The sequence below is a fragment of the Desulfobulbus elongatus DSM 2908 genome (assembly GCF_000621145.1).
Classification (GTDB): Bacteria; Desulfobacterota; Desulfobulbia; order Desulfobulbales; family Desulfobulbaceae; genus Desulfobulbus; species Desulfobulbus elongatus.
In genome coordinates this window covers 1-4,936 of the sequence record NZ_JHZB01000069.1, presented here as the reverse complement: position 1 = coordinate 4,936, position 4,936 = coordinate 1, and the positions used below count along the sequence as shown (strand labels likewise).

Here is a 4,936-nt window from a genome sequence, read left to right as displayed (position 1 = left end):
ACCTTCCAGGTAGCCGATGAACAGCATCCGAAAATAGACTCCGGGCGGAATGGAGGGCCTTCCCTTGCTGGCAAAACACGGGGCGCAGAGCTCTTCCGCCCAAGAGTCGAAACCATCCTTGGCGAGAAGATCGTTGAGCCGGGAGTAAAAGGGATGCCCTTGGCCCTTGGGAAGCTGATGCTGGTTGACCCACATTGTCTGTTGCTTGGGTTTGCGTCTACCAATCGCCATACGGTAATAACTCCTTGTTGTGAAATGATAAAATCAATTTACCGCACATGGGGATTGGGGCAATAGGTTTTACAGGGTTACGGGGTTTTTCAACGGGCTGATAAAGGATGGCGAAGGAACACCCAATGCCTTTGAGCTGGAATATCTGATCCGCCCACCGAAGGACGCGCGGTTTCCGATGAACTTTCCGGTCCGCTTTGAAACCGACCTCCCGTGGATTCATGTGCGCATCATCAAGCAACTGAATGAATCGCCCCGCATCGATTGGGTCAATAAAGCTGAATTTGATGCCGAAGGCGAAGGTTCGTTCACGGCCGAAGAACGCGACATCCTGCTACCCGATTTTGTGCTGGGCTATTCCTCCGGTGAAAACCAGATCCTGAGCCTGCCGTTTTTCAAGATGCGGTTTATTCAGTACGACGAGTATTGGCAGAAGCTGAAGGACAGGTTGGACTATCCCGGTCGCCCTGAAACACGGATGGCCTATCTGGACAATGAATTCAGTCAGGCAATTCTGCTATGCAACCTCCTGTTTCAGGATGCAGAATCCCTTGCGCCCTTTCACGAAGACATCGGCATAGAAGAGCTCAAGGAGTTCCGCATCATCATCCGGCGCAGCATCCCGTTGGGCGAGTCGCAGCTATCGGAGTTCGATCCTCTGACGGAAGATGAACAATCGGCGCGGGCCAATCGCATACGGTCAGAGTACAAGAACGAAAGTAGCAAGCGTCAGCAGGAACGAATCCGCGATGAAATTATCCGCGCTCATGATGCGCTGGAAGCACCCGAGAGCATGTTTAACGGCAGCTCGTTACGTCTAAACCTGATTGAACGGCTAGATGGTGATGAGAAGTCCAAAAACATTATTCCTCGCCTGCAACGGTGCGCCACTTGTACCTATCTGGATGAAACCACCGATACACTTTATCTCGACTACTTTGTCAATGATGCGACCCGAGAGGCCTTCCGTGAAAACTTCAGCAATGATCCGCTGGAGCTCTTTCAGGCCTTCCAGGTGCTGCTGACGCTTAATCTTTTCGCGGTCAGTGAACCCCTTAAAAACGACCTCTACCAATCCGACAGCCACTATGTGAGCGAGACGGTGCCGACCCTGGCCTCGGACGAGCGCATCATGCGCTTCAAGTTCGTCAAGTTCCGCAAGACTGACGTAGCCGAGCCAGTGATGCTCAAAAACCTCTCCGACGGCGAGCACCAGCTCCTGCACACCCTGGGGCTCTGCCTACTGTTCAAGAACACCCAAAGCCTGTTCCTGCTCGACGAGCCGGAGACCCATTTCAACCCCGACTGGCGCGCCAACTTCGTCACCCGTTTACACCAGAGTCTTGGTGGCAGTGACGGCCAGGAGATGTTGGTCACCACCCACACCCCGTTTCTGATCTCTGACAGCCGACCGGAAAAGGTGTTGGTGTTCAAGAAAGACAAGAAAACAGGCGAGGTCACCGTCAAAAATCCCGAATACAACACCCTGGGAGCGTCTATCAACAAGATCACCATGGCCACCTTCGACAAGCGCGAGACCATCGGCGGCCATGCCCAGGCCATGCTGGACGGTCTGCGGCAGCGCTTTGAACAAGGAGAGGACAAGGAGCAGCTCATCGCCGAAATCAATCGCCAGCTCGGCGACTCAGTTGAGAAGGTCCTGCTGATTAAAACCATCCTCAACAGCAAGGAGTAGCTGGGCTGATGCTATTCCCCTACACCTATGTCCCACATACGATGGAGAAGATGCAGGAGTTCATCGACTTCATCTTTTTTAAGGTGTGGTGCAAGGCGCCTGGCAACGGTGGCTTTCGCCTTGAGCTGTTCGACAGCAATGCCGAGCTCAAGGAGATGATGGAGGCTTTTTTCTATGGTGACACGCAGGGTGGTGACTTCTTCTACGGTCATGTGGAAGGCATTTATAGCCAATTTGCGACTCTGACCCCGTCACAACTCGACCAGCTGAAACAGTGGTACCAGGCCAACAACGACATCGAAAAGGTCTGCGCAAATGATCCGGCGGTTGGGATTATACGATATAAAGATTTGTTTGCTGCGTATCCTGTCCTGGGAAAAACAATAGCCTCTTTTTTCCGTGGCCTTTACGACAAATCATTTCTTGGGCTGGCTGCCGTGAAAACGCAAATCGGAGACATTGCGGATCACAACAAACAGTTCTTTACAGTGAATAATGCCGGCAAATGCCCTTTCTGTGGGCTTAGTGATATGAAAGGCATTCATCACACCAGAAGGGAAGCTTACGATCATTATCTACCTAAATACCGATACCCCTTCAATTCGATCAATTTCCGTAATCTCGCCCCGGCCTGCCATGAGTGCAACAGCACCTACAAACTCAGCAAAGATCCAGCCCAAAATGCCGCCGGACGACGCAAGGCATTTTATCCCTATGCAACAGGTGCTCACGGTATCGAAATCACCGTTGATCTCGGCAGTCCGGATATTGACCGGCTGACACCCGCCGACATTCAGCTCACCTTCGGCCCGGCTGCTGTCCATGAGGAGATAGAGACCTGGAAAGAGGTGTATGGCCTCGATGAGCGTTACAAGGCCAAATGTTGCGACGTTGACGCCAAGGACTGGCTGGAACAGATTCGCATTCTCCGCGATACCCACGGTATCGCACCTGAAGCCTCGCTTGCCACCTTTCAGCAACAGACCGCAAAAGATCCGGTTGCCAATAGCAATTTCTTGAAATTGGCCTTCCTGGAAGGCTGCCAGCGGGCCGGTCTGTTTGAGGCTATTGCAGCGGGAGGTGTTGCGCCATGACCTTCACCCCGACATTCACCATCACCAACCGCATGACCCAGGCTATCACCCGCATCGAGCGGGCACGGGGTTTTCTGGAGGCGGCGCAGCTTTCCGCCGACTGGGTGCGTGAGGTGGGCGAACAGGCGCTGATTCTGGAGGCGCACCACTCCACCCACATCGAGGGCACCCGGCTGACGCTGGACCAGGCCGAGCGGCTGTGGAGGGGCGAAGCGGTGCCGGAGGCTGACCCGGACGAAGCGCGGGAACTGCTCAACTACCGCACCGCCTTCGAGTTTATCTCGGAATGTCTCGATAGCGGCGACCCGATCACCCTAGGGATGGTCCGCGAAATCCACCGCAAGCTGGTGGAAGGTGTGCGCAGTGGCAGCGCCGCGCCGAGGGAATACCGGCGTATTCAGAACTACGTGGTCAACTCTGGCACCGGCCAGGTGATCTGCACCCCGCCCACGGCGGTGGAGGTCCCGGTGATGATGTCGGAGCTGGTCCAGTGGCTGAACGCTGACCTCGATGTCCACCCGGTACTGGTCAGCGGCATCGCCCATTTTCAGCTGGTGCATATCCCCCGTTTCTGGATGGCAATGGCCGCACATCGCGACTACTTTCCACCCTCTGCCTGTACAAGGCAGGGTATGACTTCAAGCGGCTGTTCACCATCAGCGAATATTACGACCGTGACCGGCCAACCTTTTACCGGTCGATCCAGAGCGTGCGCGACAAGGACATGGACATGACCGGATGGTTCGATTACTTCGTCACCGGCCTGGAAACCCAAATGGTCGAGGTGCGCGAACGCAGCGAACGGGTTATCCGCCGCGACGTGCTGGTGCAACAGCCCGGCCTCAACGAGCGCCAGGCCAAGGCTCTGGGGCATATCATCGGGCCCGGCAAGTTGACCATCCAGGATTTTGAGACGCTCTGCCCGAAAGTCAACCGCCGCAGCCTTCAGCGTGACCTCAAGGGAATGCTCGACAGAAAAGTGATCGTGGAAATTGGGGCTGGGCCAACCGATCCCACCCGCCACTACGCGCTGGCCGAGCTGTGACAAGCTGTGACATCTTGTGGTGGCTTGGGAGTGCTTGCAGCAAGGTTTTGAAAAGACGGCATATGAATCGAATACAAACATTTATTGGCAATTGGCGCATCGTCGACATGGAACGGTGGGACCAGGAGTATGTCGACATGGAAGTACCGGCTTACATCCTGATCGACTCAGATGGAACCGGACAGTTTCAGTTTGGGCTGGTATTCGGTGAAATAGACGGCCGCGTGGAACAGATCGGCAACAGTCCACATTTTGAATTCTCCTGGTCTGGACAGGATGAGAACGATTTGTTCTGCGGACGGGGTTGGGCAGTCATCGAAAATGGCGAGTTGCATGGCCGCTTCTATCTCCATCAGGCTGACGACTCGGCCTTTCGGGCCATCAAGGACAGAGAGCTGGATTCATGAAAAAAACGAGTAAGAAGCAACCAACCTGGAGCGACCTCAAACGCCGGCTTGCCGACCTCGAACCTCCGGCATTGATCGGCCTGATTCAGGACCTTTATGCATCCAGCAAGAATAATCAGGCATTTCTCAATGCCCGCTTCGCCCTAGCAGCCCGTTGAAAAAGCCATGTTTCCGGGAGCATGCACTCGGTACGGCACGCCAAGCCGATCAAGACAAACCGGCACCGGTCAAAACATGCCCTGGAGGAATTTTATCCGTAGCGCGAAATCCGGTTACGAGGAGCAATACAAGGCTCCCTACAGGCCAAAACAGACGAACAACCAGGCCGGCCATCTCTCTGGGAGTGCCGTGCCGGTACAGATGACGCATCACCAGACCAAGATTGTAGCCAGCGGCATGCATCAGGTAGCGTTTGGCAACATTGTCCATACCGCGAAGTGTCATGCGGCCCAAGTTGCCGCTG

General features: G+C 54.8%; 6 protein-coding genes and 2 pseudogenes. 6 read left to right on the top strand and 2 right to left on the bottom strand.

From position 1 onward, the window contains the following. Window positions 1-231 (bottom strand): transposase (locus Q362_RS0117460; RefSeq protein WP_211248514.1); only part of this gene is annotated, 231 nt, incomplete at its 3' end. A gap of 106 nt (window positions 232-337) precedes the next feature. On the opposite strand from Q362_RS0117460, the pseudogene Q362_RS21610 reads away from it, so the two are divergent. From Q362_RS21610 to Q362_RS23925, 6 genes and pseudogenes are all read left to right on the top strand, one after another. Continuing rightward, window positions 338-1,927, top strand: a pseudogene (locus Q362_RS21610) (restriction system-associated AAA family ATPase); the annotation flags it as partial. A gap of 8 nt (window positions 1,928-1,935) precedes the next feature. Beyond that, window positions 1,936-3,021, top strand: coding sequence for a hypothetical protein (locus tag Q362_RS0117450; protein WP_028319667.1), 1,086 nt, complete (start codon window positions 1,936-1,938; stop codon window positions 3,019-3,021). After that, entirely contained in the window at window positions 3,018-3,755 is a 738-nt protein-coding gene (locus Q362_RS21605; RefSeq protein ID WP_281172914.1) for a Fic family protein, read from the top strand. The genes Q362_RS0117450 and Q362_RS21605 overlap by 4 nt, the downstream gene beginning before the upstream one ends. Continuing rightward, window positions 3,731-4,066 (top strand): Fic family protein, encoded by a 336-nt coding sequence (locus Q362_RS24795; RefSeq protein ID WP_281172913.1) that lies wholly within the window; start codon window positions 3,731-3,733, stop codon window positions 4,064-4,066. The genes Q362_RS21605 and Q362_RS24795 overlap by 25 nt, the downstream gene beginning before the upstream one ends. 62 nt (window positions 4,067-4,128) lie before the next feature. Continuing rightward, window positions 4,129-4,473: a hypothetical protein gene (locus Q362_RS0117440; protein ID WP_028319666.1), complete on the top strand. Its 345-nt coding sequence runs from the start codon at window positions 4,129-4,131 to the stop codon at window positions 4,471-4,473. Beyond that, window positions 4,470-4,631 carry a hypothetical protein gene (locus tag Q362_RS23925; RefSeq protein WP_157470328.1) on the top strand — a complete coding sequence of 54 codons (162 nt, stop codon included), beginning with the start codon at window positions 4,470-4,472 and terminating at the stop codon, window positions 4,629-4,631. The genes Q362_RS0117440 and Q362_RS23925 overlap by 4 nt, the downstream gene beginning before the upstream one ends. 49 nt (window positions 4,632-4,680) lie before the next feature. On the opposite strand, the pseudogene Q362_RS23920 reads toward Q362_RS23925, so the two are convergent. Next, window positions 4,681-4,936: pseudogene (locus tag Q362_RS23920) on the bottom strand (hypothetical protein); the annotation flags it as partial.